This is a genomic window from Edaphobacter dinghuensis (assembly GCF_014640335.1).
Taxonomy (GTDB): Bacteria; Acidobacteriota; Terriglobia; order Terriglobales; family Acidobacteriaceae; genus Edaphobacter; species Edaphobacter dinghuensis.
Genome location: NZ_BMGT01000002.1, coordinates 287,471 through 304,725 on the forward strand (window position 1 = coordinate 287,471; position 17,255 = coordinate 304,725).

The following is a 17,255-nucleotide window of genomic DNA, read 5'->3' on the forward strand; positions in this document are numbered from 1 at the left end:
ATTCCCATATTGGGACAGTCACATTACTACAGTTAGAAATTATTAAAGAAAAAGACTAATCTCACCCGGCACCATGGATATTAAAGGGCAGGCTGTAACCAGCGAATCACCGCAGCCAAGTAACCATGATGAAAACACGACCCTCCCCACGGCTCATCCCCTGTGTCTTTGGCCTCACCATTCTCTGCGTTCTCAGCTTCATCATCCCTGAAACTCTTCACGCGCAGCAGACCCAGCAACTTCTCTTCACCGGCCTCCGTTCCGTGGCCAGCCAGGGCCGGTTCAACGCCGTTCAATCCGCCCCCAACGGCGACCTCTATCTTCTTCTCGACCAGAAAGACGGCGTTCGCCTGCTCAAAACCGACGCCAGCGCCACTATCGTGCTCGCACAGGCGCAGCTGGGCGCAAAGGGCGACATCGGCCTCGCCATGGCGCTTGATCCGAGCGGCAGTATCTACATCACCGGAACCACAGGCTCCGGCTCGCTTGCAGCAACGTCTGGCGTCGCCTTCCCCAACGCCGCCGATACCTCCACCAACTCGTTCATCGCAAAGTTCGATTCTGATCTGAACCCGCTTTTCGTCACCTTCACCGGCAGCGGACGCACGGCGGCCTCCAGCATCGCCGCCACCGCCGATGCCGTCTTCATCACCGGCAGCACCTTTGGCGCGCTGCCGGTGACATCCGGCGCCTTTATTCAAAACCCCGCCAGCAACAGCATGCAAAACGGCTTCGTCGAAAAGTTCCGTGCGGACGGTACCAGCCTGCTCTACGCCACCTACCTTAGCGGAGCTAACGGCAGCACCGCGCCCACAGCCATCGCGGCGGACGCCTCGGATGATGCCTACGTCGCCGGTTACACCACCTCTTCCGGCTACCCTACGCTCAACGCACTCGTCCCCGAGATGATCGGAGCCTATTCCGGTTTCCTCAGCAAGCTCACACCCGCGGGCGATGGCGTCCTCTTCTCTACCTTTATCCCCGGCTCCGGTGTCACCTCGCTGGCCGTCGATCCCACCGCCGGGAACCTGCTTCTCTCCGGCACCATCGCCCTCGGCCAATTTCCAGTTGCCACCGCAGCCATGCCACTGGTCAACCTGTCTTACCAGACCCTGTTGCGCATGCCGCTCGACGGTAGTGCCGTTTTATCCTCAACGCTGCTTGCTCCGGGAACGCAATCTGTCGTCGCGTCTGCACCCAACGGCGCAGCATGGGTTGGCGGAACACTCATCACGCCACTGCTCCCGCTTCCTGCACTCTCCAACATCGGCGACTCCTTCGCACTGCGTGTCACGGCGCAAAATAACATCGATCAGGCATTGCGCTTCGGCGGCCTGCCCACGACTAACCCCGGCTTTGCCAACGCTGTCGTCACGCTGACCTCGCTTGCCACCGATGCTGCAGGTCATCCTCTCTTCGCCGGGGCAGTAGATCCCACTGCAAGCTCCAGCCTGCTCGCCAGCGAGACCTACGATCTTCCTCTCTACAACTCCCCCACGGCAGCTCTACCTTCGACTGTCCGCAACGCCGTTCTGCCGACAGGCATCTGCACAGGAAGTCAGTGCGCCGGATCGGGAGCCTACCTTAGCAAGATCGATCCCACGACTGCCGCGCCTAGTCTTGCGCTCTCGGTCGACGACTCGCCTAACCTCACTCTGCGCAACCTCGGTTCGGCTGCTGCGACCGGCCTGCAGATCACCGCAACTGGATTCACGCTCGCCACCGACTGCCCCACCATTCTCTCTGCGGGAGCGGAGTGCAGCATCGCCCTCAACGGCTCAGGTCCCGGTTCGATCACCGCACAGGCGGATGACGCCACTACGCAAACCGTATCTCTCCCTGCATCTGCCACCACGCCCAACGCCATTGTCTTCTCGCCCAAAGAACTCGACTTCGGCATCGAGACCTCATCGAACCCCGCAGCCACGCGAACCATCACAATCACGAACTTGAGTGCGCAGAGCCAGACCTTCGCATCGTCCTCTGCCGGCACACAGTTCACGGAACAATCGAGCGACTGCCCTAGCAACGGCACAGCCAAGCTGCTGTCTGCCGGAGCTACCTGCCATATCACCGTGGCCTTTACCGTATCCAGCGACCCTACCACCGACGGACCTCTGCAATCGAACTGGACCATCGGCCCCGGTAGCGTCCGGCTCACCGGCTACTCCGAGGCTGCGGCTCTCGCCCTCTCCGCCAGCGAGATCGACTTCGGCACTCAATACACAGGTGGCCTTCGTCTTCCTCGCTATCTCTATCTCTCGAACAACTCAGACGTCGCTATCCCACACAGTACCGTCGCGCTCTCAGGAGCATCGCCCTTTACCCTCGTCGACCGCTGCCCAACCCAGCTTCTCGCTCACACTGTCTGCCAGATCCAGATCGATTACCTCTCCGCGCTGTCGCCATCGGACGACTCCATCACACTCTCGCTCGATCAGGGCCTGACTGTTCTGGTCACCGGCAAGACCCTGCCGCCGCCTGGAGCGGGCGGAGCCACCGTCAATCCCAATCTCACTGTCTCACCGTCAAGCCTTAACTTCCCCAACGCCATCCCCGTCACCGCTGTCTCCAGTGCTACGCAGACGGTCGCCGTCGGCAACACGGGAAACCAGCCCATCCCTCTCGCACTCTCACTCACCGGAGACTTCACCGAGGCTACAAGCTGCAACACAACTCTAGCCGCTCACACCACCTGCAACGTTGTCATCAGCTTCGCGCCATCGCAGCCGGGAACGCGCCAGGGACTACTCTCGGTTACCGCGGGCGCTGCCACCACGCCCGCCTACGTCGCCCTCAGCGGAACCGCCACGCCAATCCTCACGAGCAATAACGGCGCGCTCGACTTCGGCAACGTGATCGCCGATCAGTCCGCCGTTCAGTGGTACAAGATCACGCAATCCTTCACGGCTCTGACTGCCGTTACCTCCAACTCCGCCTTCAAGGCCATCCTCGTCGAAGACATCGGCTACGGCCACGGCACCCCTCCTACCTCGGCGTTCAGCACCAGCGCTACCGGTTCGTGCGTGAACTGCTGGCTCGGCTTGCAGTTCACGCCGCCCACTACCGGCCCGCAGGCTGCAACCGTTGCTCTTCGCTCAAGCGCGCAGGGCAACGCCTACACGCTTACTCTCACCGGCAATGGATTGCCTCTCTCCGGACTCATTCTCAGCCCCGTCAACTATGACTTCGGAGCCATCCCTGCCAACTCCACCACGGCCCCTACGCTCTTTACCCTTACTAATCTCACTTCGTCCGCCGTCACGCTCACGGCTCCTGCCGTTAGCGCAGGCTTCGTCATCAACACCGCTCCCACCGGAGGCGCGGCCTGCACCGGAACCCTTGCTCCCACCGCTTCCTGCTTCGTCGCAGCGGCCTTCGCTCCCACCGCGACTGGCCAGATCGGAGGAACGCTCACTATTCCTACGAGCACTGGTAACCTCACCGCTTCGCTCACCGGCTTCGGCGTACCCGATCCCGGCTTGTCACTCACACCAAATGCTCTGGTCTTCAATAACGTTCCCGGCACGACTGCGACACAGCAGACCATCACCCTCAAAAACACAGGGGCAGTAACACTCCAGATCGCTACCCCCACCGTTGCCACATCAAACTTCACCGCCACGACAAGCTGCACGACGCTCACTCCCGGCGGCGTCTGCACCATTGCAGTGGCGTACGTGCCTGGGAGCGCACCGGCAACCGACACGCTGACCATCCCAGTTATCAACTCGCTTACCGGAGCAGCCACCTACAGCGTCGCTCTGACCGGAACTTACACCACCGAGGACTCCGGCCTCCAGATCATTCCCGCTACCGCCGACTTTGGGCCACAGCTTACCGGCAGCCCCGGAGTTACCCGACAGTTCACCATCAACAACCTCGCGGCGAAGTCGCTTACCCTGACACTCTCCCTGCCTCGACAGGTCGTGCTCGCGGAGCCTCCCTGCGCCGCGCTCGCTCCCAACGCAAGCTGCAACTTCTCGGTCACCTTTCTTCCGCTTACCAACGGCGACATCACCGGGACTCTCTTTGCCCAAGCCACACCCACCGACGGGAGTGCTACGCTCACGAGTCTCGGTTACATCGAAGGCTATGGACTAGGCACCGGGACGCTTGCTATCACCGGCAATCTCACCCCCACTGGAGGCGACGGCACGCTGCTCAACTTCGGTCAGGTAACCTCCGGCCAGTCGTTGAGCCAGACTCTTACGCTCAGCAATCCCAACACCACCGCCATCACCATCCGGCGCATTACCAGCGAGTGGCCCTTCCTCAGCACAAGCACCTGCACTGCCGCGCTTGCACCCGGGCAATCCTGCACTGTGACCATTACTTACTCTCCACTGAACCAGACGGCGGCGGGGAGCGGCTTATCGCTCTCCAACAGCGACACCGGCTCTCTGGTCATCGAGAGCGATGCGCTCACCAGTCCCAACATCGTCGATCTCACCGGAAGCGCGGCACCGATCTTCGTCACCGTACCGGACAACACTGCACCGCTGGCCGCTTATACTGTCTCGCAAAGCTCGATGGCCTTCGTCTCTACCGCCGTCGGCAACGTCTCGGCTGCACAGACCGTCACGCTCTCAAATACGGGTACTCTCACCCTTCACGTCACCGGTCTCAATACGACGCCTGACTTCACCGCGACGGGCACCTGCGCCACACTTGTCCCCGGAGCAAGCTGCACGCTCACCGTCACCTTTACGCCACAGCTTTCCGGCACTCGCGCCAGCGCACTCGAGATATCCTCGGACGCGAGTACGACGCTCGACTTTATCAGCCTGATCGGCACCGCAACCCCGGCCTCGCTCAGCTTCTCGCCATCTTCGCTCGACTTCGGCAGCATCCTCGTCGGCAGCACCTCGACCATGCCCATCCAGGTCACCAACACAAGCGCGACTCCGGCAATCTTTCACAGCATTACCGCTACCGGCGACTATGCCGTCACAGGCGATTGCCCAGCCTCCGGCGGCTCGCTCGCCGCCAGCACAAGCTGTACGCTCGAAGCCGCCTTCACGCCGACCCAGGCCGGAACACGCACCGGAGCGATCGCGGTTGCCAGCTCGCTCTCGACGCTGGCGCTGACCGTTCCGGTCACGGGCATCGGAGCGCAGTCTCACCTTCTGGCGAACCCTGCCAGCCTTGACTTCGGCAGCCTTGCGCTGGCGGCCTCGGCAGAGCTTACGCTGACTCTGAGCAACTCCGGCACCGCCCCCGTCACAGGGCTACACCTCGCGGTCACAGGCGACTACGCCATCATCAGCCCATGCGCTCTCACCACACTCGTCGCGGGAGCCAGTTGCTCGGTCACACTCTCGTTTACGCCTACTGCGCTTGGCACCCGCGCCGGTGCGCTGACCATTACAAGCGCGACCAACTCCCCAACTGCCGTGCCGCTCACCGGCAGCGGAGTTCCGAACGGCAGCTTCCTGTTGACGGTCGACGGCAAGTCCTCCTCGAGTGTCACGATCAAAAGCGGCTACCCCGCGAACTACATCCTTACCGTCACGCCACAGAACAGCTTCAGCGGAACCGTCATCCTGAACTGCTCGGCGGTCACCCCGGGGCAGTACACAAGCTGCGCCCTGCTGCCCTCGAGCATCGCGCTAAGCGGTGCGGCACAGAATACGACGGCCACCCTCAACACGATTACCTCGGCCCAGGTCACCCTTGCGCAGAACGTCAGCCACGGCGGCGCTTCGCACACCGGCATCATGCTCGGCCTGCTGCCTGCCGCTCTATTCTTCTTCTGGAGAGTGCGCCCGGCCCACGCTAGGTTCTACACTTTTGTGATCATCGCTTTCGCTGCAACAGCAATGATCACGCTGACCGGCTGCGGCAGTGGGGGGTCGCTCGACTCCACCGACCCCAACCTCCGCAAGACGCCGCCAGGCACCTACCAGTACCAGATCACGGCTACTTCGGTCACAGGCCCGCGCATCACCGAGACGGTGACGCTGAACCTGACTGTTCAGTAATTTACCTAAGCCTTTACCTTGACCGGTACCGGAACCTGCTCGACGATCTCGATACCAAACCCCTGCAAGGCAGGCACGTGCGTCGGCGTATTGGTCAGCAACCGAATTTTGTGGATGCCCAGATCGGATAGTATCTGGCCGCCGAGACCGACCTGGCGAAGCGTCCGCTGTGTGCGGTCGTCGCTGCGGTCGCGGGAGCGGTCGCGATGCAGCACGATCCGCGCGGGCACCGTTCCGCGATCGATGCCGAATCCCTTGGTCCCGTTGTGCAGATACACCAACGCACCACGTCCGGCCTCGGCGATCATGCGCATTGAGTTCTCTACCACTGCCTGGCAATCGCACATCGAGGTCGAAAACACATCGCCGGCAAGGCAGTGCGTATGCACACGCACCGTAACCGGTTCGTCGCCGGTTACATCGCCGTAGACCAGCGCGACGTGCGACTCTCCGCCCTCGACCTCGCTCTCGTAGGCAATCATGCGAAACTCGCCGTGGGCCGTAGGCAGCATCGATTCGGCCACGCGATGGATGTATCGCTCGTTCTGCAGACGATAGCGAATCAGGTCTGCCACCGTCATCATCTTCAGGCCGTGCAACTCGCAGAACTTGATCAGGTCAGGAACCCGCGCCATGGTTCCGTCTTCGTTCATGATCTCGCAGATGACACCAGCCGAGATCAGCCCCGCCATCCGTGCCAGATCGACCGAAGCCTCCGTCTGTCCCGCCCGCACAAGAACGCCGCCCTTTCGCGCCCGTAGGGGGAAGACGTGTCCGGGCCGGGCCAGGTCCTGCGCGGTCGAGGCAGGATTGATCGCCACTCGAATCGTATGCGCCCGGTCAGCGGCAGAAATTCCTGTAGTGACGCCTTCGCGCGCCTCGATGCTCTCGGTGAAAGCGGTGCCGAATCGCGAGGTGTTCTCCTGCGTCATCGGTCCCAGCCGCAGGTAGTCGGCGCGCTCCTCGGTCAGCGTCAGGCAGATGAGACCGCGACCAAACCGGGCCATGAAGTTGATGGCCTCGGGCGTGACGAACTCTGCCGCCAGCGTCAGGTCGCCTTCATTTTCGCGGTCCTCGTCGTCGACGACGACGACCATCCGCCCAGCCCGTATCTCTGCAACCGCCTCGGCAACATCGGCAAACATAGCAGCCTCCTACACTTTCGACTCAGTTCATGATACGTTCGACGCAAAAAGAAACGCCGCCATTTTCAGGCGGCGTTCGTCACTTCAGATAACTGCTTATAGGATCGACTCGATTTTTTTTACAGAGTCGACTCAATCTCAAATCCCCACGCTTCCAACAGCGCCTCGGGAATGTACTTCGAATTCTTGTTCCGCCGAGCCCACTCACGCAGTCTGGTCGACCGGATGTATTGGTCGGGAGTCAGTTTGAACTCCTTAACGACTTGCTCGAACGACGTAACCGTAGGCACGACCGGCCCGATCGGCTCAGGCTTGCCCCAGTTCGGATTTCCACGACGCTTTGCCATATCTGTTCGGTACCTCTTCCAGGATATCTAGATGATCCCCCGCTCTTCGTACGGCGGTTTAAGGGAAATTGATGCTGCATTCATTCTATGGCATTTATGCCCATAAATCAAGCATTCTGTCTGTTCTGATGGAGCGATCGAGCACTCATGATGCCCCTGTTCGGAGCAGGCATCTTTTCCGGTCGTAGCTCCGTCTATCCAGCAGTCCCGTGAGATGGCAAGCGTTCCGATGTAAGATCGAACCGACAATTTCTCGACGTCCTTTCGATCGACTACTTTAGATCGTTTCTTGCCCATTTCAGCCGCACGCGAGGCAATAGCTATGAGCGCCCCCCCCTGCTCCCCTCTCGAGGAAGAAGAGCTTCTCGAAAACGAGTCCGCGACCGAATCGGTCGACCTCGAAATCTCCCGCCGCACCTTCGTCAAAGCCGCCAGCATTCTCAGCGCAGGTGTGATTACCGGCATGCCACGCATAGCCGAGGCAGAAGCGGAGCGGATGGCCGCAACCAGCACACCGCAGACGATCTCGGTGACGCTCAGGGTCAACGGCAAGTCCGAACCGCTGACGCTGGACACCCGCACCACGCTGCTCGATGCCCTGCGCGAACATCTCGACCTGACCGGCAGCAAAAAAGGATGCGACCACGGCCAATGCGGGGCCTGTACCGTTCTGATCGACGGTCGCCGGGTGAATAGCTGCCTTACGCTTGCGGCGGTCGCGGACGGGGCCGAGATCACCACCATCGAGGGCCTGGCCAACGGCGACGACCTCAGCGCCGTGCAGCAGGCGTTCCTCGAGCATGATGCCTTCCAATGCGGCTACTGCACGCCGGGCCAGATCTGCTCGGCCACCGCGCTGCTCGACGAGCAGAAGCACGGCGCGCTCAGCACCGTCTCGTTTGAGACCGGCAACCTCGCCAGTCCGCAGCTCACCGACAACGAGATTCGCGAGCGCATGAGCGGCAACATCTGCCGCTGTGCCGCCTATCCCAACATCGTCGCCGCCGTTCGCGCAGCAGAGAGGGCCAGCGCATGAATCCTTTCAGCTATCAACGCGTCACTGATCCTGAAGAAGCCATTCACGCGGTCTCTGCTCATAACGCAAAGTTTCTCGGCGGAGGCACCAACCTTGTCGATCTGATGAAGGATGGCGTCGAGCACCCGACGACGCTGATCGATATCAACCGGCTCGATCTTGCGCAGGTGACTACCACGGCCAGCGGCGGCGTCCTCATCGGCGCGCTGGTCCGCAACAGCGATCTTGCCAATCACGCTCTGATCCGTCGTAACTATCCTTTGCTCTCGCAGGGGTTGCTCAGCGGAGCCTCTCCGCAGCTTCGTAACATGGCCACCACCGGCGGCAACCTGCTACAGCGAACCCGCTGCTTCTACTTCATGGACACCACCTTCCCGGCCTGCAATAAACGCTATCCCGGCTCGGGTTGCGCGGCCATCAACGGCTACAACCGCATCCACGCGATCCTCGGCGCAAGCGAAGATTGCATCGCCACTAACCCCTCCGACATGAATGTCGCCATGGCCGCTCTTGATGCAACGGTTCATGTTCAGGGACCTAAGGGTAAGCGTGCTATTCCCTTTGCCGATTTTCATCGCCTTCCCGGGAAGACTCCACAGATCGAGACCAACCTCAGATCCGACGAACTGATCACCGCCGTCGAGCTTCCTGCTCCGAAGTTCGCCGCGAACTCCTGGTACCTCAAAGTCCGCGACCGTCAGAGTTATGCCTTTGCCCTGGTTGCTGTAGCTGCCGGACTCGAGATGGACGGCACCACCATCAAGTCGGCAGGACTCGCACTTGGCGGCGTCGCGCACAAACCGTGGCGATCTATGGAGGCCGAGAGGTCGCTGGCAGGAAAGACCGCCAACGCCGAGGCGTTCAAAAAAGCTGCCGACCTTGCGCTGGCTGGAGCCAAACCCTACGAGCACAATGCCTTCAAGATCGAACTGGCCAAGCAGAGCATCGTGCGCGCCCTTACCCTTGCCGCGCAGGGGCGCCGGGAAGGAGCACAGGCATGATCGGGATTCAGACAGAGCAACAGCAAGATCAGCAGCAGGAGCAAAGGCCGGAACGCCAGCTCAACCATCGCTACGATGCCTTCGCCAAGGTAACCGGACGCGCGAAGTATGCAGCCGAGTTCCCTGTCAAAAACGTCGCCTATGCGTACATCGTTCAAGCCACGATTCCCGCCGGAGTTGTAGTCTCGATCGACGATGCCGCTGCCAGCCGTGCCTCCGGCGTGCACAGCATCATCACTCCTTTTAATGCGCCGAAGCTGGCCGAGCTTGGCAACGTCAATGTGCTGCAGGATACGACCGTCTTTTACAGTGGCCAGCCGATCGCCGTAGTGGTTGCACGCTCGCTGCCCGAGGCTCGCTCAGCCGCAGCCATGCTGCACATCACCTACAAGGAGCAGCCGGCGAAGCTGGACTTCGACGGCCTGCTTAGCGAAGCTCGACCGCCAAAACGCGGGGGCACCTTCCACCGTGGCGACACTGCCGCTGCACTTGCCAAAGCCACGGTCACCATCGATCAGACCTACTCCACGCCGCTGCAGAACCACAACCCGATGGAGCCGCATGCCACCATCGCTGCCTGGGACGGCGACAAACTCAATGTCTACGACGCTACCCAGGGCATCACCGGCGTTCAACAGGGGCTGGCTCGCGCCTTCTCCATTCCTCAGGCCAATGTCCACGTCGAATGCCCTTATACCGGCGGCGGGTTCGGCTGCAAAGGCTATGTCTGGTCGCACACCTTGCTTGCGGCTATGGCAGCCAAGGTAGCTCAGCGCCCAGTAAAGCTTGTGCTCGATCGCGGACAGATGTTCGGCCCGGTAGGCTCGCGCCCCAACACCAGCCAGCACATCAAACTTGCCGCTTCGTCAGACGGTAAGCTCTTGCTGCAACAGCACGACTCCACCTGCTACACCTCCTTCATCTCCGACTGGGTCGAGAGTTGCGCCGCGCAGACTAACCTCCTCTACGACAGCGAATCGCTCTCCACCTCGCACTTGGTCGTTCCGCTCAACCTCGGGATGGGTACGTGGATGCGTGCTCCCGGCGAAGCTACCGGAAGTGTCGCCTTAGAGATCGCGCTCGACGAGCTGGCGGAGAAGTTGAACATCGATCCCATTCAACTACGTCTGATCAACTACGCCGAAAAAGATCCTCGTAGCGGCAAGCCCTGGTCGAGCAAACATCTGCGCGAGGCGTATGCTCAGGCCGCAGATCGCTTCGGATGGTCCAAACGCAATGCCCAACCCGGACAGCTTCGCGAGGGCAACAAACTCATCGGGCACGGCATGGCGACCGCGAACTATGGCGCTGGACGCTCTCCCTCGTCCGCCATCGTTCGCATTCAGCCGAACGGGCGAGTCTTCGTCGGAATCGGCACACAGGATATCGGCACAGGGACCTACACCATCCTCGCCCAGGCCGCGGCGCTTGCGCTGGCCATGGACCCTTCGCTGGTCGACGTCAAGCTGGGAGACACCACGCTGCCGCGTTCCGGCGGCTCCGGTGGATCGACGACCGCGGCCTCCGTCTGCCCGGCCGTCTATGACGCTGCGACACAGGCAAAGCTCAAGCTCGCGCAGTTGGCCGTCTCCGATGCAAAGTCGCCCTTCCACGGAGCGAACGTCGCAGACATCGACACAAAAGATGGCAAGCTGTTCCTCAAGTCCGCCGCCGCAGGCGATCCTGAGTCCATCACCGACTTACTTGCCCGCAATGGTGGCGCAGCCATCGAAGCGACCGCTACCAGCGAGCTGGCCAAAGATCGTGAGTCGTTTACATCGCACTCCTGGGGAGCGGTCTTCGCCGAGGTTGCCGTCGATGCCGACACGCACATGACGCAGGTACGTCGTGTCGTCGCCACCTACGACATCGGCACCCTGCTCAACGAAAAGACCGGCCTGAACCAACTGAGCGGCGGAGTCGTCTGGGGCATCAGCATGGCGTTGCACGAAGCGTCCATCATCGACAAAAAATATGGGCGCACCGTCAACGAAAACTTCGCGGACTATCACGTTCCCGTCAACGCGGACGTTCACGAGATCGACATTACCTGTCTCAATATCCCCGACTACAAGTTCAATCCTCTAGGAGCAAGAGGCATCGGCGAGATCGGCATCACCGGGGCTGCGGCTGCCATCGCCAACGCGATCTACAACGCTACCGGCAAGCGCGTTCGCGACCTGCCCATTACCCCTGACAGGCTGATGGCGTGACCTGAGAAAAGTTTTCCTCAGGCACGCTGAATCCTTCCCCAAACTCACCTCATCTATTCGATGTTTGTCGAAATATCAATAAATGGAGCGTAGAGAGATGAGCAAGCTGGCAGGCAAGGTAGCAGTCGTAACCGGAGCATCAAAAGGCATTGGCGCGGGCATCGCAAAGGGGCTGGCAGCGGAAGGCGCGTCCGTGGTAGTCAACTACGCCTCCAGCAAGGAAGGCGCGGACAAGGTCGTCGCCGAAATCACCTCAAACGGTGGCAAAGCTGTCGCGGTGCAAGGGGACGTGGCCAAGGCGGCTGATGTTAAACGCATCTTCGCCGAGACGAAAAAGGCCTTTGGGCACCTCGATATTTTGGTCAACAATGCGGGTGTGTACCAGTTCACACCACTCGAAGAAATCACTGAGGAGATTTTTCACCGTCAATTCAACACCAATGTGCTCGGCCTTCTCCTCGCCACGCAGGAAGCGGCAAAGCACTTCGGTCCCGAGGGTGGAAATGTCATCAATATCAGCTCTACCGTTACTGCGGTAAATCCGCCAGCCTCCGCGATCTATACGGCGACAAAAGGAGCGGTCGATTCCATCACCCACGTTCTAGCTAAGGAGCTTGGCCCTAAAAAGATACGCGTCAACGCCATCAATCCCGGCATGATCGAAACCGAAGGCGTTCACTCCGCAGGATTTATCGGAACCGATTTCCAGAAGCAGCTCGAGGCACAAACTCCTCTCGGCAGAATCGGCAAACCCGATGACATCACACCCGTTGCAGTCTTCCTGGCCTCGTCTGACTCAGGTTGGATTACCGGCGAAACCTTGTTAGTCGCAGGCGGTCTCCGCTAAAACTCAAAAGTATTCTCTGCGGAAGTTTTCAGCGAGGATTGCCCAGCCTTAGGCTTAAGTAATCCTCGCTGTTTGCGCCACCATATTTATTTCTTAAATATTCCATTCAAACGTTTATCCTTGTTCGCGAAACCGCACGAGCAACTTCGCGTTCGAGGACCGGCACGAATGACTGGAAACGTAGAGAGCCGCAGCAGAACAACTGTCGTCTGTATCGCGGTCGCATTGCTGCTTGTGCTGGTCGGCCAGCTTGCGTACACCAGCCGCGCCAATTCCATCTCCTGGGACGAGGCCCACCACCTCTTCGACGGCTACAACATCTTGAAGCAGCATGACTACGGACTTAACCCTGAGGTGCCACCGTTGGTCAAGATGATCGCCGCGGCGCCTCTATTGCGAATGCATCTGGTTGTGCCGCCTCTACAGGGGCGCTCGGAGCAGACCGAGGCCTTTCTCGACGGAAAGGACTTCGTCTTTCACAACGGCGCCGACAAGCTACTCTTTCGCGCGCGCATGGCTGTCTCGCTCTTTATGATCGGCCTCGCGATCTGCGTCTTTTTTGCAGCTTACGAGATGTTCGGCCCTGCCGCAGGCCTGCTGGCTCTGGCCTTTCTGGTCTTCGATCCGAACTTTCTGGCACACGGAGCGCTGGTCACAACCGATACGGCTATCTCCTGCTGCATCTTTCTTGCGCTCTACCTTGCTTATCGTTATGCCAAAAAACCCACAGCCGTCAGGCTCCTGCTTGTAGGGCTGGCAACCGGCCTGGCTGTGGTAGCGAAGTTTACGGGACTGCTTATTCTGCCGATGTTGCTGCTGCTTGCCCTTGCGGAGTGGCTCATCGCTCGCGATTGGCGGCTGTTCATTCGTCGTATTGTGGCTCTGGCCGTGGTGGGCGCGATCTCGTTCGGCATCCTCTGGTCGTTCTATGGATTTCGCTATAGCGCACGTCCCGCAGGCCCCGACATTAATCCCCCACTCGCTGACTATCTTAAGCAACTTCCCAACCCGCAGGACGCTCATCACCTGGCTCTGTTGGCGCACACACATATTCTGCCCGAGGCGTATATCTTCGGCCTCGCCAACACTAAGATCACAGAGTTCGAAGATACCAGTTACTTCTTCGGCCACATCTATCGACATGGCACATGGCTCTACTTCCCCGCTGCGTTTGCCATCAAATCTACCCTTCCGTTTCTTCTGCTGCTGATGGCTGCGTTTGCAGTCATCGCAACGGGGCGTCTGAAACACCGTCGCGAGCTTCTCTTTCTCCTCGTCCCGCCTGTGTTCTTCTTTGCCGTCGCCATGCACTCGACCATGAACATCGGTCAAAGACATATCCTGCCCATCTACCCATTTCTCTATGTCCTGCTCGCTGGTGCTGCTGCGTGGCTCATTCAGAGAAACCGTCGATGGAGCTACGCTATTGCAGCGCTGCTTCTGTGGCAGGTTGTTACCTCCGCGCGTCTAGCGCCTGCATACATGGCCTACGCAAACGAGGCCTGGGGTGGTCCGTCGTTGCTGCATAAGTACCTCGGTGACGCCAACACCGACTGGGGCCAGCAGCTCAAAGCAGCCAAACGATATCTCGATCGTCGGGGCATCAAAAATTGCTGGTTCGCGTACTTCGCCGATGGAGTCGTCGACACCAGCTACTACGGCATCCCCTGCAAGCGTCTACCTACAGTTGAAAATACCGTTTGGCTCAACCTTCCCATGAATGTGCCACCGGAGATCGACGGTCCCGTCCTCATAAGCGACGGCGTTCTGGCCGGTATCGACTATGGGCAAGGCGCGCTCAATCCCTATCAGCAGTTCCGCAGCCTGCGCCCCACCGCAGCGATCGATTATGGCCTGTTTGTCTATGACGGCCACTTCAAGATTCCTCTCGCCTTCGCCCTTGCTGAGACGCAACAGGCTCAAAATATGCTGGCGGCAGGTCATCCCGACGAAGCGCTTGCCGCTGTTCAGCAGGTAGCGACGTTTGCGCCCAACTCCGTCACGGTACAGGTCGCGTTCGGCGATATCCTGATGAAGCTGCATCGCAATCAGGATGCCCAGACGCACTATCAGCAGGCTCTCATCTCAGCAAAAACGATAGAGCCTGAACTGCAGGCTGACTCAATTCCCATGATCGAAGCTAAACTTGCGACGACCCGCAGCCACTGATCGTGCTTAGCGATCGTCGCCTCAGGCATCGGGCATCCGTTCCAGCACTACGCGCAAGGCAAAGAATATGCGAAGATAGCCAAGCGCATGGAATCCGAATCACCAGACCTCGCAGCCCTTCTTCACCGGACCTTCGGCTTCCCTGCCTTCCGCGCCAATCAGGAGGCTGTCTGCCGCGCTGCGACTGAGGGCCGCGATGTTCTTCTGGTGATGCCGACAGGCGCGGGAAAGAGCCTCTGCTATCAACTGCCTGCCATCGCACGCGGAGGCACGGCACTCGTTATCAGCCCGCTGATCGCCCTGATGGACGACCAAGCAGCCAAGCTCTCGGCGCTGGGACTGCGCGTAGCTCGCATCCACTCCGGCCTTAGCCGGGACGAGTCGCGACAGGCCTGCCGCGAGTATCTGGACGGCACGCTGCAATTTCTCTTCATCGCGCCCGAGCGAATGCGCGTCCCTGGCTTCCCCGAGATGCTGCGGAAGAAGAAACCAGCGCTCATCGCCATCGACGAGGCTCACTGCATCTCGCAATGGGGACATGACTTTCGCCCGGACTACCGCACGCTTGGCGAGTATCTTCCGGCTTTGAGGCCAGCGCCGGTGCTCGCTCTGACAGCTACCGCGACTCCTACCGTCCAGAAAGATATCGCAACGCAACTTCAGCTTCAAAATCCTGCTCTCTTCATCCATGGCTTTCGCCGCCACAACCTCGCCATCGAGGTCGTCGAAATGTCAAAGCCGCGGCGTAAGGAGTTCACTGCCGATCTGCTCAAGCTGCCAGCCAGTCGGCCCGCCATCGTCTACGCGCCCAGCCGCAAGGCCGCCGAGGAGCTGGCTTCTGCGCTGGGTAGAAGCGCCGCGGCGTACCATGCCGGACTCGAACCCAGCGTGCGCGAGCGAGTCCAGCGCCACTTCCTGTCAGGAAAGCTCGAGATTGTCGTTGCCACCATCGCCTTCGGCATGGGAATCGACAAGGCGGACGTCCGCACCGTCGTCCACACCGCGCTGCCCGGCAGCGTCGAGGCCTACTACCAGGAGATCGGCCGCGCCGGTCGCGACGGTCTGCCCAGCCGCACCGTGCTGCTGCACTCCTACGCCGACCGCAAGATGCACGACTTCTTCCTCGAACGTGACTACCCGGCACCCACAGAGCTGGTTCGCGTGGCCAAGGTACTCACGGACGAGTATCAGATGCCCGACATTCTCCGCCAACAACTCAAGATGGATGTGGAGAGCTTCAACCGCACCGCCGAAAAACTTGTCTCGCAGGGAGCGGCTGCCTTCGACATCGCCGGCAACATACGCTCTACGGGCCAGACTAACTGGCGCGCCAGCTACGATACGCAACTGGCCTTCCGCCATAGCCAGATCGATCGCATGGTCGCCTTCGCCGAGTCGCCGCAGTGCCGCATGTCTGCTCTGGTCCAACACTTTGGCGACACCACCGACGGTCTGCGCCCTTGCGGCCACTGCGATTTCTGCTCTCCCGAGCGCGCCACCGCGCAGAACTATCGCCCTCCAACCTCGCAGGAAGAGCGCCAGCTCCGCACCATTCTTCGATCGCTCGATGGAGGAGCCGCCAAAGCCACCGGCAAACTACACAGCGAGCTTGCCCTGGGCATCGACCGCAAGCAGTTCGACAGCTATCTTGACGCCCTTGCTCGCGCGGGCCTCATCGCTCTCACTGCGGATACCTTCACTAACGCCGAAGGGACGCTCATCAACTTCAAGCGGGCCTCGCTCACTCACGAGGGCCGCACACGCGACGAAGGCGACGACTTCAACGTTCTGCTCAAAGACATCTCAAATCAGAGACCATCAAAGGCTCGCGGCGCAACCAGCGGTAAAAAGTCCTCCAGCAAGGCGGAGAAAGCCGAGGCCATCGCTTCGTACACTCCGGCACAAAAAGACCTTGACCAGCGCCTGCGTGAGTGGCGTAAAGCCGAAGCCGCAAAGACCGGAAAACCGGCCTTCATCGTCTTCTCCGATAGCATCCTTGCCTCCATCGTGCAAGAGTGCCCAACGACAATTCCAAACCTTCTCAACATCTCCGGCATCGGCCCCGAAAAGGCTGACCGCTATGGAGCCGCAATCGTCGCCATATGCACTTCAAGGCCAGTTCCTGCTGAATATGGTGCTCTCGAAAAGCCGAAGCCAACTCGTTCGTCTCAATCGCAGCCCAAGGCCAGCGCTCCAGCGACGCAAAGGAGTAAAAGTTTCGTGCCGGAAAAACCAGCCGAGATCTTCCAGCGTCCACGCGCTGTCGTCGCCGAGCCAGCCGAGTCGCTTACACCGGCGCAGCAGGAGCTCGATCAACGGCTTCGCGAGTGGCGCAAGAACGAGGCTGAGAAGCTCGGCCTTCCCCAATTTTTTGTTCTCGGCTCATCGACTCTGCGCGGCATCGTCCTGCTGCGACCCGAGACCATCGCTCAGCTGAAGACCGTCAGCGGCATCGGCTCGGAAAAGGTCGAACGCTTCGGTGCGGCGATTCTTGAGGTATGTAAAAGCTGAAA

At 60.2% G+C, this 17,255-nt stretch carries 9 protein-coding genes; 7 read left to right on the plus strand and 2 right to left on the minus strand.

What is annotated here, in order from left to right; all coding sequences use genetic code 11:
- The first annotated feature begins 125 nt into the window (after positions 1-125).
- A complete protein-coding gene (locus IEW09_RS06845) occupies positions 126-5,984 on the plus strand; it encodes a choice-of-anchor D domain-containing protein (RefSeq protein WP_229739155.1) in 5,859 nt (1,952 codons plus the stop codon).
- Between the two features lie 5 nt (positions 5,985-5,989).
- Here IEW09_RS06845 and ribB read toward each other — a convergent pair whose 3' ends face one another.
- Together ribB and IEW09_RS06855 are read right to left on the minus strand one after the other, a co-directional pair.
- Positions 5,990-7,129 carry a 3,4-dihydroxy-2-butanone-4-phosphate synthase gene (gene ribB / locus IEW09_RS06850; protein ID WP_188553453.1) on the minus strand — a complete coding sequence of 380 codons (1,140 nt, stop codon included), beginning with the start codon at positions 7,127-7,129 and terminating at the stop codon, positions 5,990-5,992.
- Positions 7,130-7,248: 119 nt separating this feature from the next.
- The gene (locus tag IEW09_RS06855; protein WP_020713518.1) at positions 7,249-7,476 is read right to left on the minus strand and encodes a hypothetical protein; all 228 of its coding nucleotides are present in this window, start codon (positions 7,474-7,476) and stop codon (positions 7,249-7,251) included.
- A gap of 322 nt (positions 7,477-7,798) precedes the next feature.
- On the opposite strand from IEW09_RS06855, the gene IEW09_RS06860 reads away from it, so the two are divergent.
- The 6 genes from IEW09_RS06860 to IEW09_RS06885 all read left to right on the plus strand — a co-directional run bounded on the left by IEW09_RS06860 (position 7,799) and on the right by IEW09_RS06885 (position 17,253).
- Entirely contained in the window at positions 7,799-8,512 is a 714-nt protein-coding gene (locus IEW09_RS06860) for a 2Fe-2S iron-sulfur cluster-binding protein (protein WP_188553454.1), read from the plus strand.
- Positions 8,509-9,513 (plus strand): FAD binding domain-containing protein, encoded by a 1,005-nt coding sequence (locus IEW09_RS06865; protein ID WP_188553455.1) that lies wholly within the window; start codon positions 8,509-8,511, stop codon positions 9,511-9,513. The genes IEW09_RS06860 and IEW09_RS06865 overlap by 4 nt, the downstream gene beginning before the upstream one ends.
- Entirely contained in the window at positions 9,510-11,726 is a 2,217-nt protein-coding gene (locus tag IEW09_RS06870) for a xanthine dehydrogenase family protein molybdopterin-binding subunit (RefSeq protein WP_188553456.1), read from the plus strand. The genes IEW09_RS06865 and IEW09_RS06870 overlap by 4 nt, the downstream gene beginning before the upstream one ends.
- A 97-nt stretch (positions 11,727-11,823) precedes the next feature.
- Positions 11,824-12,573: an SDR family NAD(P)-dependent oxidoreductase gene (locus IEW09_RS06875; protein WP_188553457.1), complete on the plus strand. Its 750-nt coding sequence runs from the start codon at positions 11,824-11,826 to the stop codon at positions 12,571-12,573.
- 168 nt (positions 12,574-12,741) lie between these two features.
- The gene (locus tag IEW09_RS06880; RefSeq protein ID WP_188553458.1) at positions 12,742-14,742 is read left to right on the plus strand and encodes a glycosyltransferase family 39 protein; all 2,001 of its coding nucleotides are present in this window, start codon (positions 12,742-12,744) and stop codon (positions 14,740-14,742) included.
- Between the two features lie 87 nt (positions 14,743-14,829).
- Positions 14,830-17,253: a RecQ family ATP-dependent DNA helicase gene (locus tag IEW09_RS06885; protein ID WP_188553459.1), complete on the plus strand. Its 2,424-nt coding sequence runs from the start codon at positions 14,830-14,832 to the stop codon at positions 17,251-17,253.
- Positions 17,254-17,255: the final 2 nt, after the last annotated feature.

What these genes read in the sequence shown, in the direction of transcription:
- ribB (WP_188553453.1), bottom strand. Translation starts at nt 7,129, where the DNA reads ATGTTTGCCGATGTTGCCGAGGCGGTTGCAGAGATACGGGCTGGGCGG.
- IEW09_RS06875 (WP_188553457.1), top strand. Translation starts at nt 11,824, where the DNA reads ATGAGCAAGCTGGCAGGCAAGGTAGCAGTCGTAACCGGAGCATCAAAA.
- IEW09_RS06865 (WP_188553455.1), top strand. Translation starts at nt 8,509, where the DNA reads ATGAATCCTTTCAGCTATCAACGCGTCACTGATCCTGAAGAAGCCATT.
- IEW09_RS06845 (WP_229739155.1), top strand. Translation starts at nt 126, where the DNA reads ATGATGAAAACACGACCCTCCCCACGGCTCATCCCCTGTGTCTTTGGC.
- IEW09_RS06860 (WP_188553454.1), top strand. Translation starts at nt 7,799, where the DNA reads ATGAGCGCCCCCCCCTGCTCCCCTCTCGAGGAAGAAGAGCTTCTCGAA.
- IEW09_RS06870 (WP_188553456.1), top strand. Translation starts at nt 9,510, where the DNA reads ATGATCGGGATTCAGACAGAGCAACAGCAAGATCAGCAGCAGGAGCAA.
- IEW09_RS06880 (WP_188553458.1), top strand. Translation starts at nt 12,742, where the DNA reads ATGACTGGAAACGTAGAGAGCCGCAGCAGAACAACTGTCGTCTGTATC.
- IEW09_RS06855 (WP_020713518.1), bottom strand. Translation starts at nt 7,476, where the DNA reads ATGGCAAAGCGTCGTGGAAATCCGAACTGGGGCAAGCCTGAGCCGATC.
- IEW09_RS06885 (WP_188553459.1), top strand. Translation starts at nt 14,830, where the DNA reads ATGGAATCCGAATCACCAGACCTCGCAGCCCTTCTTCACCGGACCTTC.